The organism is Cellulosilyticum lentocellum DSM 5427 (assembly GCF_000178835.2).
GTDB lineage: Bacteria > Bacillota > Clostridia > Lachnospirales > Cellulosilyticaceae > Cellulosilyticum > Cellulosilyticum lentocellum.
In genome coordinates this window covers 2,798,933-2,820,589 of sequence record NC_015275.1, presented here as the reverse complement: position 1 = coordinate 2,820,589, position 21,657 = coordinate 2,798,933, and the positions used below count along the sequence as shown (strand labels likewise).

Annotated in this window: 19 protein-coding genes; 17 read left to right on the top strand and 2 right to left on the bottom strand. The window is 33.9% G+C overall.

Annotated features, from left to right (window positions below; translation table 11 throughout):
* The first annotated feature begins 14 nt into the window (after nucleotides 1-14).
* The 10 genes from CLOLE_RS12955 (at nucleotide 15) to CLOLE_RS12910 (ending at nucleotide 11,968) form a co-directional block, all read left to right on the top strand.
* The gene (locus tag CLOLE_RS12955) at nucleotides 15-1,157 is read left to right on the top strand and encodes an AAA family ATPase (RefSeq protein WP_013657574.1); all 1,143 of its coding nucleotides are present in this window, start codon (nucleotides 15-17) and stop codon (nucleotides 1,155-1,157) included.
* On the top strand, nucleotides 1,157-2,023 hold the full coding sequence (locus CLOLE_RS12950; protein ID WP_013657573.1) for a DUF4435 domain-containing protein: 867 nt from the start codon (nucleotides 1,157-1,159) through the stop codon (nucleotides 2,021-2,023). The genes CLOLE_RS12955 and CLOLE_RS12950 overlap by 1 nt, the downstream gene beginning before the upstream one ends.
* Nucleotides 2,024-2,164: 141 nt before the next feature.
* Nucleotides 2,165-4,600: a GH36-type glycosyl hydrolase domain-containing protein gene (locus CLOLE_RS12945; RefSeq protein ID WP_013657572.1), complete on the top strand. Its 2,436-nt coding sequence runs from the start codon at nucleotides 2,165-2,167 to the stop codon at nucleotides 4,598-4,600.
* A gap of 210 nt (nucleotides 4,601-4,810) precedes the next feature.
* A complete protein-coding gene (locus CLOLE_RS12940) occupies nucleotides 4,811-5,326 on the top strand; it encodes a MogA/MoaB family molybdenum cofactor biosynthesis protein (RefSeq protein WP_013657571.1) in 516 nt (171 codons plus the stop codon).
* Between the two features lie 90 nt (nucleotides 5,327-5,416).
* Complete coding sequence (locus CLOLE_RS12935) at nucleotides 5,417-5,956, top strand: hypothetical protein (protein WP_013657570.1); 540 nt, start codon at nucleotides 5,417-5,419, stop codon at nucleotides 5,954-5,956.
* 103 nt (nucleotides 5,957-6,059) lie between these two features.
* Nucleotides 6,060-6,866, top strand: a complete 807-nt coding sequence (gene yidA / locus CLOLE_RS12930) for a sugar-phosphatase (RefSeq protein ID WP_013657569.1) — start codon at nucleotides 6,060-6,062, stop codon at nucleotides 6,864-6,866.
* 75 nt (nucleotides 6,867-6,941) lie between these two features.
* On the top strand, nucleotides 6,942-7,448 hold the full coding sequence (locus tag CLOLE_RS12925) for a GNAT family N-acetyltransferase (protein ID WP_013657568.1): 507 nt from the start codon (nucleotides 6,942-6,944) through the stop codon (nucleotides 7,446-7,448).
* Between the two features lie 307 nt (nucleotides 7,449-7,755).
* Nucleotides 7,756-8,379 carry a TetR/AcrR family transcriptional regulator gene (locus CLOLE_RS12920; protein WP_013657567.1) on the top strand — a complete coding sequence of 208 codons (624 nt, stop codon included), beginning with the start codon at nucleotides 7,756-7,758 and terminating at the stop codon, nucleotides 8,377-8,379.
* Between the two features lie 18 nt (nucleotides 8,380-8,397).
* A complete protein-coding gene (locus CLOLE_RS12915; protein WP_013657566.1) occupies nucleotides 8,398-10,131 on the top strand; it encodes an ABC transporter ATP-binding protein in 1,734 nt (577 codons plus the stop codon).
* Nucleotides 10,124-11,968 (top strand): ABC transporter ATP-binding protein, encoded by a 1,845-nt coding sequence (locus CLOLE_RS12910; protein ID WP_013657565.1) that lies wholly within the window; start codon nucleotides 10,124-10,126, stop codon nucleotides 11,966-11,968. The genes CLOLE_RS12915 and CLOLE_RS12910 overlap by 8 nt, the downstream gene beginning before the upstream one ends.
* A 93-nt stretch (nucleotides 11,969-12,061) precedes the next feature.
* Here CLOLE_RS12910 and CLOLE_RS12905 read toward each other — a convergent pair whose 3' ends face one another.
* Nucleotides 12,062-13,618, bottom strand: a complete 1,557-nt coding sequence (locus tag CLOLE_RS12905; protein WP_013657564.1) for an ABC-F family ATP-binding cassette domain-containing protein — start codon at nucleotides 13,616-13,618, stop codon at nucleotides 12,062-12,064.
* Between the two features lie 233 nt (nucleotides 13,619-13,851).
* Here CLOLE_RS12905 and CLOLE_RS12900 point away from each other — a divergent pair, with 233 nt between their 5' ends.
* The gene (locus CLOLE_RS12900; RefSeq protein WP_013657563.1) at nucleotides 13,852-14,244 is read left to right on the top strand and encodes a hypothetical protein; all 393 of its coding nucleotides are present in this window, start codon (nucleotides 13,852-13,854) and stop codon (nucleotides 14,242-14,244) included.
* A gap of 43 nt (nucleotides 14,245-14,287) precedes the next feature.
* Here the strand turns inward: CLOLE_RS12900 and CLOLE_RS12895 are convergent, their stop codons facing one another.
* Nucleotides 14,288-15,142, bottom strand: a complete 855-nt coding sequence (locus CLOLE_RS12895; RefSeq protein ID WP_013657562.1) for a PHP domain-containing protein — start codon at nucleotides 15,140-15,142, stop codon at nucleotides 14,288-14,290.
* Nucleotides 15,143-15,233: 91 nt separating this feature from the next.
* On the opposite strand from CLOLE_RS12895, the gene CLOLE_RS12890 reads away from it, so the two are divergent.
* The 6 genes from CLOLE_RS12890 to CLOLE_RS12865 all read left to right on the top strand — a co-directional run bounded on the left by CLOLE_RS12890 (nucleotide 15,234) and on the right by CLOLE_RS12865 (nucleotide 21,537).
* Nucleotides 15,234-15,638: a TIGR04086 family membrane protein gene (locus tag CLOLE_RS12890; protein WP_013657561.1), complete on the top strand. Its 405-nt coding sequence runs from the start codon at nucleotides 15,234-15,236 to the stop codon at nucleotides 15,636-15,638.
* A gap of 142 nt (nucleotides 15,639-15,780) precedes the next feature.
* Nucleotides 15,781-15,918 carry a six-cysteine ranthipeptide SCIFF gene (gene scfA / locus CLOLE_RS12885; protein ID WP_013657560.1) on the top strand — a complete coding sequence of 46 codons (138 nt, stop codon included), beginning with the start codon at nucleotides 15,781-15,783 and terminating at the stop codon, nucleotides 15,916-15,918.
* Nucleotides 15,919-16,042: 124 nt separating this feature from the next.
* The gene (gene scfB, locus CLOLE_RS12880) at nucleotides 16,043-17,392 is read left to right on the top strand and encodes a thioether cross-link-forming SCIFF peptide maturase (RefSeq protein ID WP_013657559.1); all 1,350 of its coding nucleotides are present in this window, start codon (nucleotides 16,043-16,045) and stop codon (nucleotides 17,390-17,392) included.
* A gap of 190 nt (nucleotides 17,393-17,582) precedes the next feature.
* Nucleotides 17,583-19,100: a protein translocase subunit SecD gene (gene secD, locus CLOLE_RS12875; RefSeq protein WP_013657558.1), complete on the top strand. Its 1,518-nt coding sequence runs from the start codon at nucleotides 17,583-17,585 to the stop codon at nucleotides 19,098-19,100.
* Nucleotides 19,101-20,036, top strand: coding sequence for a protein translocase subunit SecF (gene secF / locus CLOLE_RS12870; protein ID WP_041713001.1), 936 nt, complete (start codon nucleotides 19,101-19,103; stop codon nucleotides 20,034-20,036). It abuts the gene before it with no gap.
* Between the two features lie 226 nt (nucleotides 20,037-20,262).
* Nucleotides 20,263-21,537 (top strand): methyl-accepting chemotaxis protein, encoded by a 1,275-nt coding sequence (locus tag CLOLE_RS12865; RefSeq protein WP_157864065.1) that lies wholly within the window; start codon nucleotides 20,263-20,265, stop codon nucleotides 21,535-21,537.
* Nucleotides 21,538-21,657: the final 120 nt, after the last annotated feature.

Below are 21,657 nucleotides of genomic sequence, written 5' to 3'. Positions count from 1 at the left end.
AGGGAGGGAGTAGCATGTTGATTACAAATATTAAAGTAACAGATTTGTATGGGCTTCATAACTATGACATTGCTTTTGATAAGGAGGAATGTCTTAAAATTATTCATGCACCTAATGGATATGGTAAGACAACGATTTTGAAGTTAATTAGAGCTATTTTAGAAGGTTATATTGATGAACTGCAGCAGATTCCCTTTAAACGTTTTATCATTGTTTGTGATCCAGCTATTACAGTGGAAGTCTATAAGGAAAATAATGAAATGTACTATCATTTTATTAGTGGTCAATTTGAAGAGACCTATCAAGTAGGTCTAGACAAAAATGCTGAATTAAGTGCTTCTATTTTAAATCGTTTAAAAAGCATTACTAAAGAAATGCCCATTTATTTAATTAATGCAGATCGTCTATGGCTAGAGAAAAAGGAATATACAGATGCTGCCCACATGTTTTTACCCACTGTATTAGAGTATGCTAAAGAATTAAGTGAATTAATGAGAGAAGCTTTAGCACAGTCCAATTATTGTGGACAGGAGTTAGATAGAAGTTTTCCTAATCGTCTGATTAAGCGCCTTAATGATACAGAAGCATCTTACCTAAGTATAGAAGAGATAAGGGAGCAGTTACAAGAATTAGAGAAAAAACGAACCATTTTAGAAAGTGCAGGGCTTTTTTCCAATGTTCCAGTAGCTTTACCAGAAGAACTTTCACAAGTAGATGAAAAAATTCTTAAAGTGCTAACTTTATATATTGAAGATAGTCATGAAAAGTTAAGAGCTTTTGAAAGTTTGGCAACTAAAATTAATTTATTAGCTACTTTAATTAATAAGCGATTTTCTTATAAAGTCATGGAAGTCAATATGAAGGATGGTTTTGTATTTAAAGTACCTACAAAGGAAAAATTACGAGCAGATAAACTTTCTTCAGGAGAGCAAAATGAACTGATTTTGCTTTTTAAACTCTTATTTAAATCACCTGCTAATGCAATTATCTTAATAGATGAACCAGAGATTTCTTTGCATATTGCATGGCAACAGAGCTTCCTTGAAGATATGGAAGCTATTGCAACTTTAACGAAGGTGAAATTAATTATTGCTACACATTCACCAGATATCATTAATGGAAGATGGGACTTAACAACTGGTTTGGAGGAATGCTGATGAAGCAGTATATGAGTGCAACCAGATTAGTGACTAAGCTTAAGATGCTACGAAGTGGGAAAAAAGATAAAAGCTTTTTGGTAGTGGAAGGAATTACAGACTTTAGACTATATAGTAAGTTTATTGATCCTAGCTGTTGTGAAGTGATTATAGCAGATAGTAAACAAAATGTAGAGGCATGTATTAAAGTATTTAATGAGGAAAAGGCTTTGGGTATTTTAGGAATTACAGATAGAGATTTCGATGGTTTAGAGCCAGAGTTAGAAGTGATACCTAATGTATTTGTTACAGATGGACATGATTTAGAATGTATGCTTATTAAGTCTAATGCTTTTGAAAATATATGTATCGAATATGGAGATAAAGAAAAATATATGAAATTCGAATCCCACATTAAAATGCCTATTAGGGATTACCTAATAAAACAGGTAGCACTTATTGGTTATTTAAGATGGTATTCGTTAAAGGAACAACTAGGCCTTCGTTTTTCTAATCTGGAATTTGAAAAGTTTATAGATACGAAAACCTTGCAAGTGGATTTATCAAGACTTATAGATTATGTTCTTTTTGAAAGTAAAAAAGCAAAAGAAACGGAGAGTAGTGTAATAAGTAAAGAGGTAAAAAAATTAAAAGCAAGACATCATGATGAATGGCAAGTATGTTGTGGACATGATTTGATGGTAGTGATTAATCTAGGATTAATGCACGTTTTTGGTAACTATAATGCTAAGAATTTATTTCCAGGGCAATTAGAAGGTAATTTTAGATTAGCTTATACCAAGGAAGATTTTAAACAAACACAGCTCTATAAACAACTTGTAACTTGGGAGAATAAAGAACAGGGTTATTATTTATTTAAAAAGTAAAATAACTACCTTAAAAATTGTTTGAAAAAATGTGTAAATTTTTATGAAAAAGACAAGCAATTTTCTCCATTTACTTTCAGCGTATTTGAAATAAAATTATGCTTAGGAAATAATAAACTGAAGAAGCGAGGAGAGTCGTCTATGAAATATGGTCATTTTGATGATGCGAGAAGAGAATATGTTATTACTACCCCACAAACACCTTATCCATGGATTAATTATTTAGGAAACGAAGCCTTTTTTGGACTCATTTCTAACACTAGTGGTGGCTATTCTTTTTATAAAGATGCAAAGCTTAGAAGAATAACAAGATTCAGATATAATAGTGTGCCTATTGATAATGGTGGTCGTTATTTCTACATTAACGATAATGGTGATGTATGGTCACATACTTGGAAGCCTGTAAAGAAAGAATTAGATTTTTATGAGTGCCGTCATGGTTTAGGTTATTCTATTTTCACAGGAGAAAGAAATGGCATTCGCGTAGAGCAGCTTGCTTTTGTGCCAAATGGTGAAAATGCTGAAATACATAGACTTAAAATAAAAAATACTTCTGATGCTAAAAAGGACTTTAAGTTGTTTTCATTCATTGAGTGGTGTTTATGGGATGCACAAGACGATACAACTAACTTCCAAAGAAACTTTAGTACAGGTGAAGTTGAAATTGTAGGTAGTACCATTTATCATAAGACAGAGTACAAAGAAAGAAGAAATCATTATGCTTTCTATTCTGTTAACGTACCTGTAGATGGTTATGATACAGACCGTGACAGCTTTGTTGGTCTTTATAATGGTTTTGAAGCACCAGACAGCGTCATGAATGGTGAATGTAAAAATTCTGTAGCAAGTGGTTGGTCACCAGTAGCTGCACATCAAATCAATGTAGAGCTTGCACCAGGAGAAGAAAAAGTATTTGTATTCACTTTAGGTTATATTGAAAATCCACAAGATGAAAAATGGGAGTCTAAAGGAATCATTAATAAAAAACCAGCAGAAGCATTAATGTCTCGTTTTGCAACTGATGAAGCTGTAGAAGCAGCTTTTGCAGCACTTAAAGGTTCATGGGATAAACTTCTTTCTCATTATACGCTGCAAAGTGATGATGAAAAATTAAATCGTATGGTTAATATCTGGAACCCATATCAATGTATGGTTACTTTCAATATGTCAAGAAGTGCTTCTTACTTTGAATCAGGTATTGGCCGTGGTATGGGATTTAGAGATTCTAACCAAGACCTCCTTGGATTTGTTCATCAAATTCCAGAAAGAGCGAGAGAAAGAATCATTGATATTGCGTCTACTCAATTTGAAGATGGTGGTTGCTATCATCAATATCAACCACTTACTAAAAAAGGTAACAATGACATCGGAAGTGGTTTTAACGATGACCCATTATGGTTAATCTTAGGAACAACTGCTTATATCAAAGAATCTGGTGATTTAGATATTCTTAAAGAAATGGTACCATTTGATAATGATGAAAATAACAAAGCTACTTTATTTGATCACTTAAGAGTATCTCTTGATCATGTTACCAATAACCTTGGACCTCATGGTCTTCCACTAATTGGTCGTGCTGACTGGAATGACTGTTTGAATCTTAACTGTTTCTCTAACACACCAGGAGAGTCTTTCCAAACAACAGAAAATCAAGAAGGTGGTGTTGCAGAATCCGTTTTCATCGCTGGTATGTATGTGATGATCGGTAAAGAGTATGTAGCACTTTGCAAGGAAATTGGCAATGAAGCAGAAGCTGCTCGTGCAACTGCTGAAGTTGAAAAGATGGAGAAGAATATCCTAGCACATGGGTATGATGGAGAATGGTTCCTTCGTGCATATGATTTCTATGGTAATAAAATCGGAAGTAATGAAAATGAAGAAGGTAAGATTTTCATTGAATCTCAAGGTTTCTGTGTCATGGCAGGTGTAGGAGCAGAAACAGGCGAAGCTGAAAAAGCACTTAATTCTGTTAAAGAAAGATTAGATACAGAATATGGTATAGTTCTTAATAATCCAGCATTTACAACTTATCACATTGAAATGGGAGAAATCTCTACTTATCCAGCTGGTTATAAAGAAAATGCAGGTATTTTCTGCCATAATAACCCATGGATTGCTTGTGCTGAAACAGTTATTGGTCGTGGAGATCGCGCCTTTGAAGTTTATAAGAAAATTGCACCAGCTTACCTTGAAGAAAAGAGCGATATTCATAAAACAGAACCATATGTATACTCTCAAATGGTAGCAGGTAAAGATGCTGTTCGTCATGGTGAAGCTAAGAACTCTTGGCTTACAGGAACAGCAGCATGGAATTTTATCACTATCTCACAATGGATTCTTGGTATTAAACCAGATTATAAAGGCTTAAAAGTGGATCCATGTATTCCAAAAGCATGGGATGGTTATAAGATTATGAGAGAATTTAAAGGTGCTAACTATGAAATTAGTATCCAAAATCCAAACCATGTATCAAAAGGCGTAAAGAGCTTAGTAGTAGATGGTGAGGTTATTAATGGTAATATCATCCCTGACTTTAAAGATGGTAAGACTCACCAAGTAGAAGTTGTGCTTGGATAAAGAGTAAAATAAAGCAACGATATTGGCGGCATAAATGGCCTTACCTAGTGTAAGGTCATTTATTGTTGTAAAATGGTATTGACAATTTGGAATAATAAGCATACAATACTAAAATATATATGAATATCTCAAAGGCGAGAAAGAATGCTATACGTAGCGTCTCTTTCTCGCCTTTGTTGTTTTTCAGATTATAACAAGGGGGAAAAGGAAATGGGAAAAAATAAAGCAAAGAAAAAAGAAAAAGAAGAAAGAAAAGTATTTACAGCAGGGATTATTACAACGAGTGATGGTTTAGCAAGCGGTAAAGAGGAGGACGAAAGTGGCCATTTACTAGATTTTATGTTAAAGGATAGAGGTTTTGAAATCAAATACTATATTGTTATACCAGATGAAATTGATCGTATTCAAGAAGCTTTAGTTATGCTTTGTGATGATTTAAAAGTTGATCTTGTTTTAACAACAGGTGGTGTTGGTTTTAGAAAAAGAGATATTACGCCAGAAGCTACTCAAGGTGTACTAGATAAAGAAGTGCCAGGTATTAGTGAAGCTTTAAGAAGTTATCATTTACAATATAATTCTAGAACCATGCTTTCTAGAGGTGTTTCAGGGATTAGAAGAAATACGCTAATTATTAATTTACCTGGGGATGTCAAAGGGGTAAGAAGTTCCTTTGAGAGTATTATAGATACTATTTATGAAGGATTAGAAATTATGGCAACAGACTAATGTATAACCTGTTTATTTGTCAAAGTATGAAAGTTAGATTACAATAAAAGAATAATTTACATACTTTAAGCAAAGTAAAGGGGAAAAAACATGAATCAAATGCTTTTGGGTTTTATTGTCATTTTATTTTTAGCAGCCATAGCAAGTAGTAAAAGGCAAGGTGAAAAGCGCTATAACCAGTTTTGTAAAGTAGCAGAATGGGTAGTAGAAGAGGAGCTAGGTGTATTTCATAGTATGAGCAATCATTTATCATGGATTTTATTAGTGGCTATAAGTGGGTATATTGTCATTGGGTGTATTGTGGGTCAACTAAATGGGTACCTCTTATTAGGTGGAGTTGTGGTGTATTTAATTAATTATTATGTATTAGAATATACGCCTCATACGATGTGGTGTTTACTTCAAGGAGGATTACTAAGTAAGCGTCAGTTCATCGCTATGAATTGGGAAAATATTGTAGCTTATAGATGGGTAACAAGAGGAGAAAAGCTTATTTTAAAAGTAGATTATAAAGGAAAAGGTATTGTTACAAGAAAATGTGAGCTAATCGTACCTCAAGAGATGAAAGCCTTTTTAGAGGAACAGCTGAAAGTAAAGCTGCCTTATTTTGAGGTGCCTTTGGAGAATTAGCTGTAAGAAAATGATAGCTAAGAGAAAAGTTTGTTAGAATTACCACTAAAAATCAAAGAAAAAACTGTTATAATGGAGATAGAAAATTATAGGAGTTGAAAATATGTATAAATTAATTGCAATAGATATGGATGGTACCTTACTTAGAGAAGATAAAACGATTTCAGATAGAACAAAGAAAGTAATTGCTAAAGCAGTCCAAAAAGGTGTTAAAATTGTATTAGCTTCTGGTAGACCCATAGAAGGGCTAGAACGTTATTTAACAGAACTTAAACTAGATTCAAAAGATGATTATGTAATGAGTTTTAACGGTAGTGTGATTCAAAATGCTTGCACGAAAGAGATTATTTCTAAGAATATTTTAAGAGGCAGCCACTTAAAAGAACTTTATGCCTTGTCAAAAACTATCGGGGTTAACATTCATGCTTTTTCAAACCAAGGTTGCATTACCCCACGTATGAATGAGTACTCACAATTAGAAGGGCGCATCAATGGGATTGAGGTACATGAAGTTAACTTTGACACGGTTTCAGAGGAAGAAGACATTATTAAAATTATGTTCATTGATCCTGAAGAAGTATTAGAAGAAGCTATTAAGAAAATACCACAGGCTATCTTTGAAAAGTATACAGTTGTAAGAAGTGCACCATTTTTCTTAGAGTTTTTAAATAAAGCTTCAAGTAAAGGAACTGGTGTAAAAGCCTTGACAGAATATCTTCACATTAAACAAGAAGAAGTGATTTGTATAGGTGATGCAGGTAATGATTTAGATATGATTCAATTTGCAGGATTAGGTGTTGCTATGGGTAATGCCTTTGATGAAGTAAAAGAAGCTGCTGATTATATTACTAAGAATAACGATGAAGATGGTGTTGCACACGTTATTGAAAAGTTTATTGGGATTAGCTAGGATAACTTGCATTATCACCTAAAACCGGTATAATAAAAGATGTGAGTTGTATGATACAAAAATAGGAGGAAGCTAATGGATATTGAAGGGGATATTATACTTAGAGATATGGAAAGTGCAGATAGTCAGTTACTAGAGAAGACCTTTATGCATACAAACCATTCTACTTATACATCCTATTACGAAGAAATGCTTTCAGGTGAAAGCGAACTCATTATAGCATTATATAATGGGGAACTGGCTGGCTATGCTAAACTAGACTGGAATGATGAAGAATTAGAAGAAGAGCATATTCCGGTTATTAAAGAGCTTCATGTAAGAGAGGGTTTTAGAAATCAAGGAATTGCTTCTAGACTCATGGATGAATTAGAAAAACGAGCAGCAGCTAAAAGTCAGTATTGTGCTATAGGAGTGGGCCTTTCTGAAGCTTATGAAGCAGCCCAACATTTACTAGCTAAAAGGGGTTATGAACCAGATGGCAGAGGTATTTTTTACATTGAGCCAGGTTTTATTCATGACGAATTAGAAGTAGATGATAACCAAGCATTGATGATGATTAAGAAAATAAATGAAGTGATATAGTCACATTGTGTGGCTCTACTATAATGAGGGACTATAAATAAATAAGATAGCTTACTTAAGAAGAAGATTGGGTAAGTTATCTTATTTTTTTGTGGAAAAATAAAAGTAGTTAGTAAAAAGCAATAAAAATAGCAAAACGGTAAACACTATTTTGTAAGGGTTTTCAAGTTTAAATAAGTTGCAATATGACAATGTGTCATATATAATAATGAGATATGACACATTGTCACATTACCTGGGGAGAGAAAATAAGGTAATGAGACCTTGACTTAATGAGACGGTGTGACATGGAGAAAGGAGATAGAAAATGCCAAAGAAAACTTTTTATAATTTAGCACCAGAAAAAAGGGAACTTATTAGCGCCGCAGCTAGAAAAGAGTTTGCTAGAGTGCCTTTGGCGGAAGCATCCATTGCACGTATTATTAAAGATGCAGATATACCAAGGGGTAGTTTTTATCAGTACTTTGAGGATAAAGATGATTTATTTACACAAATTGCAGCAGAGGAGATAAAAGAGAAGTTTGCTTCTTTTACCAATAAGGTCATTCAAAAAGAGGGAGACCTTCTAAGCGCTGTTGAGGAATTCTTTGAGGACTATATTCAACATCTGACTGCAGAGGAGAATAAAAAGTTAGAAAGAAATATCTTTTTGAGTATGAATGAAAAAATGAAAAATAAAATGATTCCTACCCATAAAGAGCATCCTTGTATGGAAGGATTTAAAACGGTTATGGAAGCTATTGACAGGGCAAAGCTAGGGCTAGCATCTGAAAAGGAATTTAAATACTTAGGTAAAATGATAAATGGTATGTTATTTAGGTTACTTACACAGTTTTTGAATGATATAACCAGTAAAGAAGAATGCCTAGAGATTTTTAGATTTGAGATGGACATTATAAAAAGAGGCTTGAAGTCTAAACAAACAAACTAAAAGGAGGAACAAAGAGGTATGCTTAAGATTATGAAATATCTAAAGCCTTATATAGGTTATATATTGTTAGCTGTTGGTTTATTATTTACTCAAGCTATGTGTGATTTATCGTTACCTGATTATATGTCAAAAATTATTAATCAAGGGATACTGATGAAAGACAATGGCTTTATTTTACAAACAGGAGGCATTATGCTTCTGATTTCATTAGGTGGAGTAATAGCAGCTATTTTGGTAGGTCTGATTGCTTCTAAGGTAGGTGCTGGTGTTGCTAGAACCTTAAGGAGACATGTATTTGAAAAAGTAAGTAGTTTTTCAAATGCAGAATTTGATAAGTTTTCAACAGCTTCTCTTATTACACGTACAACCAATGATATCACGCAGATTCAAAACTTAGTGACAATGATGATTCGTATGATGTTTTATGCACCGATTATGGGAGTGGGAGGAATTATCTTAGCTCTCTCCAAAGATGTATCGATGTCATGGATTATTATTTTAGCTGTGGTTATTTTAATTGGCTTAATTGTAGTCATTTCTATTATTGTATTACCACGTTTTAAAAAAGTACAAAGTTTAATTGATAAGCTGAATTTAATTGTAAGAGAAAATTTATCAGGTATGCTGGTTATTCGTGCATTTAATACTCAAAAATTTGAAGAAAAGCGCTTTGATGAAGCGAATAAGGATTTAATGAAGGTGAATTTATTTGTTAATCGTGTCATGACTTTTATGATGCCAGCTATGATGCTTTTAATGAATCTCATTAGTGTCTTAGTTATTTGGGTAGGGTCACACCGCGTAGGAGCAGGTCAGCTTGAAGTAGGGGATATGATGGCCTTTATGCAGTATACGATGCAAATTATTATGAGTTTCTTGTTTATTTCTATGATGTTTATCATGATTCCTAGAGCTTCCGTATCTGGAAGACGTGTATCGGAAGTATTAGAAACTGAGTTAACGATTATAGATCAAAAAAATGCTTTACCTATAGAAAAAGCAATAGGTGTTATAGAATTTAAAAATGTAAGTTTTAGCTATCCTGGAGCAGAGGAACCTGTTTTACATGATGTGAGCTTTGTGGCTAAGCCAGGAGAAACCACTGCGTTTATTGGTGCAACAGGTAGTGGTAAGTCCACATTGATTAATTTGGTACCACGTTTTTATGATGTTACAGAGGGTAGTATTTTATTAGATGGTAAGGATATTAGAGATATTGCTCAACATGACTTAAGAGAGCAAATTGGTTATGTTCCTCAAAAAGGTATTTTATTTTCAGGAACCATTGAAAGTAATTTAAGTTATGGCAAAAAAGATGCTAGTGAAAAAGAACTCTTAGAAGCAGCCACCATTGCTCAAGCTAAAGAATTTATAGATTTAAAACCAGAGGGCATGAAATCAGGGATTGCACAGGGTGGCACCAATGTGTCAGGGGGACAAAAGCAACGACTTTCTATTGCTAGAGCATTAGCAACGAAACCACAGATTTATATTTTTGATGATAGCTTTTCTGCCCTTGATTTTAAAACAGATGCTCAGCTTCGCGCAGAACTTAAGAAAAACGTAACCAATGCAACGGTTTTACTTGTTGCACAACGTATTAGTACCATTATGCATGCGGAACAAATCATTGTTCTAGATGAGGGCCATGTTGTAGGTAAAGGAACACATCAAGAACTACTTAAAACATGTGAGGTGTATAAGGAAATTGCATTATCACAATTGTCAAAGGAGGAACTAGGCAATGAGTGAAAATAAAAGACCGAGAGGACCTATGGGTGGACATGGACCTATGGGTGGCATGGGTGCTGGTGAAAAAGCAGATGATTTTAAAGGCACCATGAAAAAATTAATCAACTATTTAAAGAAATATATGGTGGGAATTGTAGTGGTTATGATTTTTGCTATTGCATCTACTGTCTTTTCTATTTATGGACCAGATATTTTAGGAGATGCAACTGATGTGTTAGTAAATGCTGTAAAAATAGCTTTAACAGGCAAACCACTTGTAATTGATTATAATAGAATTAGAGATATTTTATTGCTTTTATTAGCATTATATTTGTTGTCTGGAGTTTTTAGTTACATTCAAGGCTGGGTAATGACAGGTATATCTCAAAAAGTAACTTATAAACTACGTAATGATATTACAGAAAAAATTAATCGTATGCCTTTAAAGTATTTCGATACGCATACTCATGGAGAAGTACTTTCACGTATCACTAATGATATAGATACAGTCAGTCAAACTTTAGGACAAAGTTTGACTCAAATTATTACTTCTGTAACAACCGTTATAGGTGTTTTTATAATGATGCTTAGTATCAGTTGGATTATGACATTAGCAGCATTAGTAGTTATTCCACTTTCTATGTTCTTTGTGATGGGTGTGGTTAAAAAGTCACAAAAATACTTTAGAAGTCAACAAGAATACCTAGGTCATATTAATGGGCATGTAGAAGAAATGTATGGGGGGCATGTAGTTGTTAAAGCGTTTAATGGAGAAGAAGATTCCATAAAGCAGTTTAATGCATATAATGAAACCCTATATCATTCAGCGTGGAAATCTCAGTTTATATCAGGGATGATGATGCCTATCATGGGCTTTATAGGCAATCTAGGCTATGTGCTGGTGTGCATTTTAGGTGGTGTTTTAGCTGTTAAAAATACAGTAAGTATTGGTGATATTCAAGCCTTTATTCAATATATGCGTAACTTTACTCAGCCACTTTCACAAATTGCAAGTATTTCAAATACATTACAATCTACAGCAGCAGCTGCTGAACGTGTATTTGCCTTTTTAGACGAGGAAGAAGAAAGTGTAGAAAGTAGTACGCCAGTGAAATTAGAAAATCCAGAAGGGCAAGTTACCTTCGAAAATGTTCATTTTGGATATAATCAAGACAAAATCATTATTAATGACTTCTCAGCTGATGTTAAACCAGGAATGAAGGTAGCTATTGTAGGGCCTACAGGTGCTGGTAAAACAACAGTCGTGAAGCTATTAATGCGCTTTTATGACTTACAATCTGGTAAGATTAAAATTGATGGTCATGATATTTGTGATTTGACAAGAAGTGATTTAAGAGATTTATTTGGTATGGTACTTCAAGATACGTGGTTGTATAATGGTAGCATTATGGAAAATATACGCTATGGTAAACAAGATGCTACGGATGAAGAAGTCATTGAAGCAGCCAAAGCAGCTCATGTTCATAGTTTTGTAAAAACCTTACCTGATGGTTACCGCATGGTTTTAAATGAAGAAGCAAGTAATGTTTCTCAAGGACAAAAGCAACTATTAACCATTGCACGTGCCATTTTATCAGACCCTACAATTCTTATTTTAGATGAAGCCACAAGTTCAGTTGATACACGTACAGAAGTGCTTATTCAAAAAGCTATGGAAAACTTAATGAAAGGAAGAACCAGTTTTATTATTGCTCACCGTTTATCTACGATTCGTGATGCAGACCTTATTTTAGTAATGAAAGATGGTGATATTATTGAAAAAGGTACTCATGAAGAACTCCTAAAACAAGGTACTTTCTATGCACAACTTTATAATAGTCAATTTGAAGCTAGCTAATAAAAATAGACTTACCTCATAGGGGTAAGTCTATTTTTATGATGAATCATGTGAAGCAATTAGAAAGTAAGAATGAATCATGAAGAATGGTGATTATATGACTTTTGTGGTCCAGTCTTCTACATTCCATACATCTGTTACAAAGCTTTGGTAGAAATAAGGTTCGTGGCAAACAAGAACTACAGTTCCTTTAAATTCACGAATAGCTTTTTCAAGTTCATCTTTTGCTTCTGGGTCTAAGTGGTTAGTAGGCTCATCTAAAATCAGAAGGTTAAGTTCTTCCATTAAGATTTTACATAAGCGAACTTTTGCATTTTCACCACCAGAAAGAACTTTCATTGGACTTGTAATATGTTCAGTTGTTAAACCACATTTAGCTAAAGCTGTACGAACCTCATGATTATTCATAGAAGGATAAAGGTTCCAAATTTCTTCTAATGCGGTATTACTGTTATCACGACTATCTTCTTGTTCAAAGTAGCCATATTTCACATTTTCACCAAATTCTACTTTACCACCTAAGGAAGGAATAATGCCTAAAAGGGTTTTAAGCAAAGTAGATTTACCAAGACCATTAACACCGCAAATAGCTACTTTTTGTCCACGTTCTAGCTTAAAAGTTAAAGGACTTGTAAGTGGCTCATCATAACCAATAACTAAGTCTTCGGCTTCAATTAAGAAACGACTTGGTGCTTTGTAAGGTTTGAAATTAAAAATAGGTTTTGGCTTTTCATGAGTTTTCTCAATAATATCCATTTTATCTAATTGCTTTTGGCGGCTTTTAGCCATACCAGTTGTAGCAACACGCGCTTTATTACGTGCGATAAAGTCTTCAAGTTTATCAATCTCTTTTTGTTGACGTTCATAAGCTTGCTCTTGTTGACGCTTTTGTTGTTCATAAATACGTTTAAAGTCATCATAATTACCTACATAACGTGTTAACTCACAATTTTCCACGTGGTAAACAAGGTTGCATACTTCATTTAAGAATGGAATATCATGAGAAACAAGGATAAAAGCATTTTCATAATTTTGTAAATAACGTTTAAGCCATTCAATATGATTTTCATCTAAATAGTTAGTAGGCTCATCTAGAATTAAGATAGTTGGATTTTCAAGTAAAAGCTTTGTGAGTAGGACCTTTGTTCTTTGACCACCGCTTAATTCATCTACTTTACGATCAAGACCAATATCAGACAGGCCTAAACCTTGAGCAACTTCTTCTATCTTTGAGTCAAGCGTATAAAAGCCGCTGCTATCTAAAATATTTTGAATTTCAGCTGCGTCCTCCATTAGGCGAGTCATTTCAGCTTCATCTACTTCAGCTACCTTTTCGTAAATACCTAACATTTCTGTTTCTAATTCAAAAAGGTGATTAAAAGCAAGACGTAAATTATCTCTTATAGTAGTTCCAGGTTCTAAAACTGAGTGCTGATCTAAATAACCAGCTGTTACACGATTGGACCATTCTACTTTTCCTTCATCAGGCATAAGCTTACCTGTAATGATATTTAAAAAGGTGGATTTACCTTCACCATTAGCTCCAACTAATGCAACGTGTTCACCTTTGAGTAGACGAAAAGAAACATCTTCTAAAATACTACGTGCCCCAAAGCCGTGGGTTACATTTTTTACAGTTAATACGCTCATTTGCATCTCCTTTATCTTATGATCAATGGTTCATTTTACTGTATTATCATAATCGAAATAGGTAAAAATGTATAGTGTTTATTGCTGTAAATAATCAATAAGGATAAAATTGTTTATTTGTTTTGATTATTTTAAAATAAAATACAAATCAGAAAAAGCCTGGATGTATTTAAAAAAATAGTTAAATCATGTAAAATGGTAAAGTAAAATATAAACGAAAGCGGGGACCAGCAGTGAGCGTAATCATAAAAGGTAAAGAGACAGATAGGCGTATAGCAGAAGGATTAAGAGATACTTTTGTTAGTCAGTACAATGATGTGGCGGCTTTTCAGATGCTATTAGACACATTAGGAGACAATTGCTTAGACCGTCTTATTCACCGCTTAAAGATTGAAGAAAAGATAGATTTATTTAAAGACTATGTGGCATTAAAAAGCATAGCAGAAGAAGTAAGAGCTAAAGGAAATAGAGAAATTTTTATAGAAGTATGTAAAGAAGACGAAGCAAGGGCTTGGATTAATGATAATGGTAAATATCATCCACTTGTTTTTGAGGCGCTTTACAAAGTCTATAGAAATTCAGAACGTTTAGCACCTTATCTTAAAGATAAAAAAGAAAAAAGATAATGCAAAAAGGTGATATCAAAAGTATTGATATCACCTTTTTGCATTAATAAGACATCCCTAAGCATTTACGCATGGCTTCTAAAATATCAAAAGGTACTTTTAAATGGCCATAACCAGAACCTAAATCAATTTGAGGCTTGTTATCTCCATGAAAATCACTACCACCTGTTGGGAAAAGTTTAAGCTGCAAGCAAACTTGAAGTAAGTGAGCTACATCATCACTAGAATGTGTAGAGTAAACACATTCCACACCGTCAAGCCCTTCTAAGGCTAAGCCACGGAGGAGATTTGTGACATCTGCTCTACTGTATCCATATAGCATAGGATGAGCAAGTACAGCTAGACCACCTGCTTCATGGATCATATCAATGCACGCTTTAACGGTGAATTTTTCACGAGGTATATAAGCAGGACAGTTACTTCCAATATACTTTGAAAATGCTTCTTTACGTTCTGTAATATACCCTTTGCGAAGTAAGGCATTAGCAATATGAGCTCTAGTGAAGACAGTATCAGGAACACAATCAACCTCTAAATCTTCTAGTGTCAGAGGACAGCCTAATTCGGTTAACTTATCTAACATTTTAAGATTACGTTTGCTTCTGCCATCGATAAGTTCTTTAAGTTTATTTTGAAGAACGGAGGAGTCAGGATCAATATAATAACCTAATATATGAAGTTCTTTGCCATAATAATCAGCTGAACATTCAATGCCTGGAATGACAATAACACCTATTTCTAAACCTTTTTTCATGCATTCATTAACGCCGGCTACGGTATCATGATCTGTTAAAGCAATAGCACTTAGCCCTTTAGCTTTGGCATATAGAGCTATTTCTTGTGGTGAAAGTGTACCATCAGAGGCAGTTGAGTGAACGTGTAAATCAATTAATTTCATAGATTTACCTCCTTTATATGAATATTTTATCATACTTATGGCTAGATGTACGTAAAATATTAATAGATTTAAGTAAAAAGGAGGAAACATGATGACTAAACATAAAGCAAAAGTAGAAGTGGATATGCCACAAGCTGTACTCACTATGGTTAAAGCCAATATTATGGCTTATGTGGTAACTGCCATTTTTATTTTGTTCTCATCCATTATCCTTACATACACCAATGCCTCACCAAAGTTTGAAGTATGGATTGTAACCCTTGGTGTAATTGCTTCAGCTTTTCTTGCAGGCTTTGATACAGCTAAAGTTGACAACAAAAATGGCTATAAATGGGGTGCAATTGGTGGCTCACTTTACTTTATTATCTTTTTAGTATTAGGTACCATTATTGAAAAACTTAATCATTTAGCACCTAGTGTTATTTTTATGCTTGCGCTTTTAGTGATTATGAGTAGCACAATAGCAGGAATGATTTCTGTTAACTGTCATAAGTAAAGATACATAGATGATAAAAAACAAATAGGAAACTAAAATTATAACAAGTTATACAAAGTTTTAGATGTTAAAGAATGGAGTTTGCAATAAAGCTAGACTATGCTATAATAAAAAAGATTTGTTATGAGAAGGAGGATGCATCATGAAACATATCAAAACTTTAAACACAAAAAACTTACCAAACAGTGCTAAAAAAGGTGGTTGTGGTGAATGTCAAACATCTTGCCAATCAGCTTGTAAAACATCTTGTACTGTAGGAAACCAAGCTTGCGAAAAATAATTTCGTAATGCAGCAGTGACCCTGTGTCGCTGCTTTTATTTTGCATCAATAAGGAACGTGGAAGAGCTACGGTTTCTTGTTCATCATTATACATTATTGAGAATAGAAGAAGAGAGGATAACCAATGATCCATAAGTTTAGATTTGAAAATTCCAACATTGTAATGGATATTCATAGTGGTAGTATTCATTTAGTAGATGAAGTAGCATATACCTTAGTGGAAGAAGCGGAAAAATTATCAAAAGAAGCTTTAATAGAAAAATATAAGGAAGAATTTGAAATAGAAGCAATCAATGAAGCTTATGAAGAACTTATGAGCTTAAAAGAGGAAGGTATGCTTTATACAGCTGACCAATATGAGACATTAGTCCCAGCCTTTTTAAATAGAGAACCTGTTGTTAAAGCGCTTTGCCTTCATGTGGCTCATGACTGTAACTTGAAATGTAAATATTGCTTTGCAGGTGAAGGAGAATATCACGGTCATAGAAGTCTTATGAGTATTGAAGTTGGTAAAAAAGCAGTTGACTTTATTATTGAGAATTCTAAGCACCGTAAAAATATTGAAATTGACTTCTTTGGTGGTGAACCACTAATGAACTGGGAAATGGTGAAAGAAACAGTTGCTTATGCCAGGGAACGTGAAAAAGAGACAGGTAAAAACTTTAGATTTACAATGACCACTAATGGTGTCCTTTTAAATGATGAGATTATTGATTATTTAAATGAAAATATGCATAATGTGGTATTAAGCTTAGATGGTCGTCCTGAAGTAAATGACCATATGCGTCCAACAGCTAATGGCAAGGGGAGCTATGATGTGATTTTACCAAAATTCAAGAAATTGGTTGAAAAAAGAGGTAATCAAAAATATTACCTTCGTGGGACCTTTACACACCACAACTTAGATTTCTCAGAAGATGTTAAGCATATGACAGAGCAAGGCTTTAAAGAAGTATCAGTAGAACCAGTTGTTGCACCGAATGAAATGGATTATGCACTTAAAGAAGGGGATATCCCAGCTTTATGTGCAGAATACGAAAAATTAGCTAAATATATTGTAAAGCAAACAAGACAAGGAGATAGCTTTAATTTCTTCCACTTTATGGTGGATCTTGAAGGTGGGCCATGTATTCATAAACGTTTAGCTGGTTGTGGTTCAGGTACGGAATATTTAGCTGTAACACCAGAAGGTGACCTTTACCCATGTCATCAATTTGTTGGAATGGAAGAGTTTAAAATGGGTACAGTAGATGAAGGTGTTACTAATCTAGAAATGCGCGGTAAGTTTGAAAAGTGTAATGTGTATAGCAAAGATGAGTGCAAGTCTTGTTGGGCTAAATTCTTCTGTAGTGGTGGTTGTGCAGCAAATTCGTATAATTTCCATGGCGATATTCACCATGTATATGAAATTGGTTGTGCTCTTCAAAAGAAACGTCTAGAATGTGCTATTGGGATTAAGGCTGAATTATCTTAAGAAAAAGTAGTATAAAAAAATTAAAATTGCACAATATTATTTTAAGCTTATAAGGCTCATGTCTCAAACATGAGCCTTATTTTTTGGGTAAAGGCTTGGGAATAGCAACAAATGTCGTATTTTATTTGACTATATTTTATACAAATTATATAATCGTAGTAGTGTCGCCTAGGGAAAAGGAGGAAAAGGAATGAAAGCCAAGAACAAAAAGCTTAACAGTATCTTGACACTTGTGATTATGATTGTAATCATTGTAGGTGTTAGCGGACTTGCTTACATAGCTTGCACTGCTGTAGGACAAGGTCAATCTACTAAAGTAGAACAAGTTGCTGGAGCTAGTAATGAAGAAACGTCGGAGGAAGGTGCAGAAAGTCCAACACCATCAACTGACAATGAAACAAAAGATGAAGCAGCACAAGAAAATAATACAGAAACAGACGAAACAAAGGATCAAGGAGAAAGTATTGATGACACTGATCAAGCTACTAATGCAGAAGTAGCAGGGGAAAAGGGTGACACTTCAGCGTCAACGAAAAAATCAGGATTCTTTGAAAGTAACAGAATTAAACTAGGATTAGACCTTCAAGGTGGCGTTAATATTGTTTATGAACCAGAACTTGAAGGTGATATGTCAGCTGAAGAATTAAGATCTGCTATGGAAGCAGCACAGGCTCTTATTCAAAAACGTTTGGATGCTAAAGGTTATACGGAAGCAGAAGTTGCTATTGAAGGAACAAAACGTTTAAGAGTAGATATTCCAGGTGTAGAAGATCCACAAAAAGCTGTAGATGAAATTGGAGCAGCAGGTATGCTTCGTTTTATTGACATGTCAGGAAATGAGATTGTAACTGGTAAAAATGTCAAAAGTGCAAGAGCTGGGCAAAATTCACAAACAGGCGAATACTTCGTAGGAATTGAAATGGACAGTGAAGGAACAAAGCTTTTCTCTGACTTTACTGCTAATAATATTGGAAGTACTATTTTGATTATGTTAGATGAAACCGTGCTTTCAATGCCTCAAATTAGTGCCCATATTACAGATGGAAGCGGCATTATTTCTGGTAACTTTACTATTGAAGAAGCTCAGGATTTAGCTAATGGGATTAATGCAGGGGCATTACCATTTACACTTGAAGCTATTAGTGCAACAGGTGTAGGGGCTAAATTAGGTATTGATGCACTTAACTCTAGTTTATTAGCCGGTGCCATTGGTTTTGTTATTATTTTAATCTTTATGGTTGCAATGTATAGGATGTGTGGTGTGGCAGCAGATATTGCGTTAGTCCTTTATGTCGGTTTAATGGTATTAACGTTAACGGCATTGAATGCAACTTTGACACTCCCAGGTATTGCAGGTATTTTATTATCCATTGGTATGGCAGTAGATGCTAACGTTATTATTTTCGCACGTATTAAGGAAGAACTCGCATTAGGCAGAGGTGTAAGAGCTGCAGTAGATGCTGGTTTTAGTAAGGCTTTTAGTGCGATTTTAGATGGAAATGTAACAACAATGATTGCAGCGGTTGTATTATACTTCTTTGGAACAGGCCTTATTAAGAGCTTTGCAACAACTTTAATGATTGGTATTGTTATTTCTATGTTTACAGCCCTTGTTATTACACGTAGTCTTCTTAAAGCTTTTGTAGGTATGGACTTAAGAAAGCCATCCTTTTATACCAATATCAAAAAGCTTGGAAAGGAGGCCTAAATGATGAAAGTTATCCAGAATAGAAAAAAATATTATGCCATATCTATTATAGTTATCCTTATTGGATTAGTTTTCATGGTAATGAATGCAGTTAGAGGGCAAGGTGCTTTTAATCAAGATATCGAATTTACAGGTGGTTCTCTTATTCAAGTGAACATGGAACGTCCTTTTAATAATGAATTAAGAAGTGAATTACTAGCTATCACAGAAGAAGTAACAGGTAATACAGGTGCACGTATTACTTCCGCAGGAGATACAGGTGTTTTAATCACTATGACACGTGAAGATGCCTCAACTAGAAAAGAGCTTTTCGAGGCCATTAAAGAAAAGTATGATTTAAAAGATGATATTGCTTTAAGAGATGAAGACTTTTCACCAACAATCAGTAAAGATATTAAAGTAGGGGCCATTAAAGCAGTAGTAGTAGGTATTGCACTTATTTTAGTCTATGTTAGTTTTCGTTTTAAAGATTATCGTTTTGGAACAAGTGCAGTTATTGCATTAGCTCATGATGTTCTTGTGATGTTAAGTGTATATGCTATTTTCCGTATTCCACTTAATAACTCTTTTATTGCGGCAATGCTTACTATTGTAGGTTATTCTATTAATGATACGATTGTTATTTTTGACCGTATAAGAGAAAACAAAGAAAAAGTGGGCTTAAAAGACCATGCAGCGGCAAACGAAGAATTGGTGGATAGTAGTATTAATCAAACAATAGGTCGTTCTATTGCAACTTCACTTACAACTGTCGTTATGGTTATTCTCTTATTTGCATTAGGAACAGATTCTGTAAAAGATTTTGCTTTCCCACTCATTATTGGTATTTTAGCGGGAACATACTCTTCTATTTTTGTAGCAAGTCCAATTTGGTACGAGTTTACACATAGAAAGGGTAACAAAGTGAAACAAGCTAAACAAATTAAAAAAGCATAAATTAAATAAAAGACTCTAGGTGAGAAAATTAACTCATTCTAGAGTCTTTTTTATAATAAGATAAGAATGATTTCGATTTACGTTTTACCTAAAAGAATAAAGAGAAGAGTGAGATTATAAGAAAAGTCAAGTGTTATATAAATATAAAATTGAATTAAAAAATTAATTATAGTATAATAAATATTACGTGAATAAGCAAAGAAAAGGATGAGGAAGGATGACCAATATGGACAATAAAACAGGCATTATGGGAAAAGCACTAGAGTATTTTAAGACTTTTATAGTAGGTGCATTATTAATTAGTGTACTTATATTTATAGGGATTTCATACATGATTATTGGAGATATAGGAAAAGCAGTACTTTTAGCAGTTATTTTAGGGGCAATTAGTACAGGTGTTATCCTACTATTATTATTACCTATCAGAAAATTTATTAAGCAATATAATGGTGATATTGAAAGAATAAAAGAAGGTAATCTACATTTACTTTTAAACCTAGATAAATATCGAGACAATAAATTTTTTGGGAAACTTATTAGTTCTGTAAATGTCATTTTTTCTGAATTCAGTCATTTAGTAGATGACTCTTTTAAAATTGTAGATACAATCACAACTACAACTAATCAAGTTGCTGAAAGTACAGATGAAGCAATGAAATCTATTACTCAAATGAGTAGTATGATGCAAGAGATTGCCCAAGGTGCTAATGAACAAGCTGCTCAAAGTCAAACAGGGGAAGCACTTATGGAGACCTTATCAGAAGAGATTACAGTGGCATATGAAAACTGCAAAGGTATTATGGTAGAAGCTGATAAGATTCAGGGATTAAATGAAGAGGGAAAAAACTCTATTCGCTTATTACAAGAACGTGCTGCCAGTGCAGTGCAAGCTACAGAAGAAATTGTTAAGACAGTAGCCTTTTTAACAGCTAAAATGAAAGATATTACATTATTTGTAGATGCCATTGAGAACATTGCTTCGCAAACTAATTTGCTTGCTTTAAACGCAGCCATAGAAGCTGCCCGCGCAGGTGATGCAGGTAGAGGGTTTGGGGTTGTAGCAGAAGAAATTAGAGGACTGGCAGATCAAAGTCATAATTCTACTGAACAAATTAAAAATTTAGTAGCCAATATACAAGCAGAATCAGAGAAAGCTGTAACAGCTATGAATAAAATGAATATGGTATCTGAAGATGAAACAGAAGCTGTACGTGCAGCAGAGCAAGTATTTGCTAAAATGGCTACAAGTATAGAAGTTGTAGTAGATAAAATTGCCATTACTAATGAAGCTATTACTAAGGTGAATGAAGATAAGACAAAAGTTAATGCTGTCATTGAGCAAGTAGCAGGTGTTACTCAAAGTACGGCTTCTTATACAGAAGAAGGTGTTAGCAGTACAGAAGAGCAGGAAGCATTAATGGAACGTGTTAAATCAGAAATTAGTGTACTAAATAAAGAGGTAGAAGTGCTTAATAGTAAGCTTAAAAAATATAGAAAATAAGATATATTACTTAAAAATCGTAGGAAGAGCCGAAGGCTATCCTACGATTAAGTAATACAAATTTATATTTATGTAAATAAAAATAAATTTGTAGAAAAAATCGGTTGACAAGTAGCAACA